Annotated in this window: 2 protein-coding genes and 1 pseudogene; all 3 read right to left on the reverse strand. The window is 38.5% G+C overall.

Annotated features, from left to right (window positions below; all coding sequences use genetic code 11):
* Positions 1 to 554, reverse strand: a pseudogene (locus K6G87_RS00540) (phosphoketolase); the annotation flags it as partial.
* 525 nt (positions 555 to 1079) lie between these two features.
* Entirely contained in the window at positions 1080 to 2228 is a 1149-nt protein-coding gene (locus K6G87_RS00545) for an ArsR/SmtB family transcription factor (protein WP_296832412.1), read from the reverse strand.
* Between the two features lie 30 nt (positions 2229 to 2258).
* Positions 2259 to 3572 (reverse strand): MFS transporter, encoded by a 1314-nt coding sequence (locus K6G87_RS00550; RefSeq protein WP_296832416.1) that lies wholly within the window; start codon positions 3570 to 3572, stop codon positions 2259 to 2261.
* Positions 3573 to 3586 lie beyond the last annotated feature (14 nt).

Below are 3586 nucleotides of genomic sequence, written 5' to 3' on the forward strand. Positions count from 1 at the left end.
GTTTCAGCCTCACCATCACCAACAGTAACAGCAGCGATAAGATCAGGGTTATCAAATACAGCACCAAAAGCGTGTGCGATAGAGTAACCAAGCTCACCACCTTCATTTATAGAACCGGGAGTTTCTGGAGCACAGTGGCTAGGAACACCGCCCGGGAAAGAGAACTGCTTGAAGAGCTTCTGCATACCCTCTTCATCTTCACTGATGTTAGGGTAGATCTCACTGTAAGATCCTTCAAGATATGTATTGGCAACATAGAAGTTTCCGCCGTGTCCGGGACCTGATAATAAGATCATATCAAGGTCATATCTCTTGATTGCACGGTTAAGGTGAACATAAACAAAGTTCTGTCCAGGTACAGTTCCCCAGTGACCAACAATCTTCTTCTTGATCATGTCCATTGTAAGTGGCTTCTTAAGAAGAGGATTCTCTAATAAGTAAAGCTGGCCGGCTGAAAGATAATTGGCTGCACGCCAGTAGGCGTTCATCTTGGTGAGTAGCTCGTCTGTGATAGGTCCTTTTTCTTCACAGACAGTTGTCTTAACTTCTTCCATTTCTTCTCCTTTTATAACTTGTGAATACCGGTAAACAGTTGCTGTAAAAAGTTATTTACCATACTTTTTTCGTGTTAAAAAATTAACACGAACACGATAATATAACATTGTGAATAAAATTACAATAGGAAAACTAAAATATTTTAAAATTTCCTAAAAATTTAGCAATTTGTGAAAAAAATAGAGCAAGTATTAAGTATGCTTGATAGGTGAAAAGTTATATGATAAATAGTTTGTATTTGGAATGACTGTTATGCTTAAAATAGAGCAAAACTTGACCAGATAGGAACAAGATATGATAAGTATGATACTATGTTCATGTGTTATTGTAAATCGTCAGAAATCATTAGCTGCTATTATTATTTGACATATGCTAAAATAATTTAGTTAGCTGTTTCCGAAAATTGCAAAAAATACTTCAAACCAAAAACGGATAGGCCAAAAGGTCTATCCGTTTTTGAGGGAAGGTGATATTTACTATACATTGTATTAAGTATAAAGATCAAAAAAATGTATCTCTTTTGCTTATTTTAAAAGTGTATCCTCAAGATACTTGATCAAGGATCTGACTGTCTCCTGATTCTGTTTATAGAAGATCTTGGAGTCAACTTTCTCAATCTGTAATAGATTTTGTTCAAATAAAGATGATGTATGGTGAGAGATAGTAGCAGTGGTCAGCCCTATCTTATTGGCAAGCTGTGCTCCATAATATGCCTCATCCTTGGTCAGCTGCAGGATTTCTAATTTACTCTTATCAGCCAGAAGCTTTAAGATCGTAAGAGCCTTATCCTGCGTTATACTCTTTCTCCTGATCATGATCTTGTCATATGTAAGATTGTCACTGTAGATAGCTCCTATCTGGGATAGGGGCCTTGCTGTTTTTAGATCGTCTCCTTTAAGACTCAGACTGACCTTCATGCAGTTTAGATATGAGATGGTAATATAGCAATCATTTGAAGAGCTAAAACCGTAAGATGAGTATCCCATTTTTTTCATAAAAAAGTCTAAAAATGGCTCATCTTTGGCCTCTTTTTGTGTATAAGCGATAGTTTCCTTGCCGAATTCTTCCAGCTTTTTTTCGTGCTTTTTAAGAACTGCGGCAGCGCGGTTTAAATAATTAAAGAGCTTTGGTATATGCTCGCTGCGGTGTATATATAGCTGCTGAAGTTTTAATTTGTCACTGTCAGCTATATCCATCTCATAGATGGCATTAATGATATCAAGGAGGTCGGCAGAGTCTACATCGTCATTGTCGGAAGTATTTTTGCCGGCTCTTCTTATTAGCTGATAGAAATGCTTATTGTAACTTTCGTCAGATATATCTTTAATAGACTTTTGATATGCTTTAATAGATATGTTCTCGGGGATATCATTTATGGCAGGGCATACGCTATCGTGGAGTAGGAGCATACTTGCAAAGGAATAGCTGATCTTATCCTCAAGGGCATAGTAGCTTTTGATATCGTCAATATCATCTGCAAATTCTTCTCTTGCATCGTCTTCTATACGCTGGAGTAGTTTTACAAACTTTTCTTCCCTTGGACCTGGGATTATGTCATAATCTGCAGCACTTTTGTCCATATGTGGCTTAAAATAAGGGGCCGGCTCTGCCAATACATTTAAAAGGGACAGACATTCGTAGACATAATGTATTTTACAAGAATAAATGTTCATAAAAATCTCCATTGTGTATTTCAGGCAGCCTTAAGCTGTAACCTCATCAGTACTTCTTTGTGCATCAGCCATAGCAGAAGCTTCTGTATGTTCTCTTTCAGCTTCAATAATAGCTTTAGTACCTGATGTGAGCATATATATGCCGAACAGGAAAGCTATGATACCTGCCATGATCATTATTACCTTTGTTGATGTATATTTTACCACGATACTTATGATAAAGGCAGATACAGGTGTAATTCCGGCTGAAATTGCACTTCCTATTCCGGAAACTCTTGCAAGGTAAGACTTGTCTATGACATTGAACATCTCAACATTTATATACATGTTGCCAAGAGATATACCAAAACCAAGTGCTGTTGACAGAAGCATAAGTGTGATAGCAGCTCCGTACCTTGTCTCATACAGTGGCGATGCGCCTACAAGACCAAGATAGAAGATTATGATAAGAGTTATCATCATTATTATGGTCTTCTTACCATTCAAAAACTTTCTAAGTACCGGGAAAAATAGTGAGCCCAAAAGCATTGATATTGTAACAGCCAGACCGAAGATAGATAAAAGCTCGGGTCCTCCTTTAAGTACTTCAGTGGCCAGGGGTGTCTGAAGAGAATTAATAGGAACAAGTATACCATTTAAAAACATTGCAACGTAGGCAAACACTACAAGGATTTTCTTGCCTTTGCAGTAAACAAAACCATCCTTTAATTCCTTAAGATAGGCAGAAGCACTGGCTAATGCCTTGGTATTAAGTGTTTCTGCAGGTACCTTCATCCATGATATAAGAAGTGCAGAGATAATAAAGGTTGCCATATCAAGATATATAGCCCCTGAGCTGCCTATAAGAGCGATGATGGCAGCTGCAAGACCTGTACCTACAAGTTCGGTAATAGAAGATACAGAGCTGTTAAGCGATATTGCTTCGTTGTAGGAGTCTTTGTCTACGATCATAGGGAAAAAGGCTGATGAAGCAGGTCCGCGGAAGGCTTCTACAGTAGAGATGATGAGGTTTAGAACTGCAATAAGTGGAGCACTAAGAAACCCCATCAATAGACCTGTTGCCATGATACCTACGCATATTGCGCGGATAAGATCGGTAACAACCATGATCTTTTTCTTACTGTGATTCTCAACCCATGGTCCCACAAGGGGAGTTACGAAGATAGTGGGGAGACGGTTGATGGCATATATGATAGCAGACCAGTAAGCCTGACCGGTAAGTTCATATACTATCCATGATGATGCGATAGCATCTACAGAGTCACCGAAACGATTGACGATAGAAGATGCGAGATTTTTGCGGTAGTTTGGGTTTCTGAATAGCTTGTCATACTTAAAACTCATGATAGATCCTCCTG

This window comes from Butyrivibrio sp. (assembly GCF_024699075.1).

Excerpts from the sequence above, each read along its gene's own strand:
- K6G87_RS00550 (WP_296832416.1), bottom strand. The coding sequence starts at position 3,572 with ATGAGTTTTAAGTATGACAAGCTATTCAGAAACCCAAACTACCGCAAA.
- K6G87_RS00545 (WP_296832412.1), bottom strand. The coding sequence starts at position 2,228 with ATGAACATTTATTCTTGTAAAATACATTATGTCTACGAATGTCTGTCC.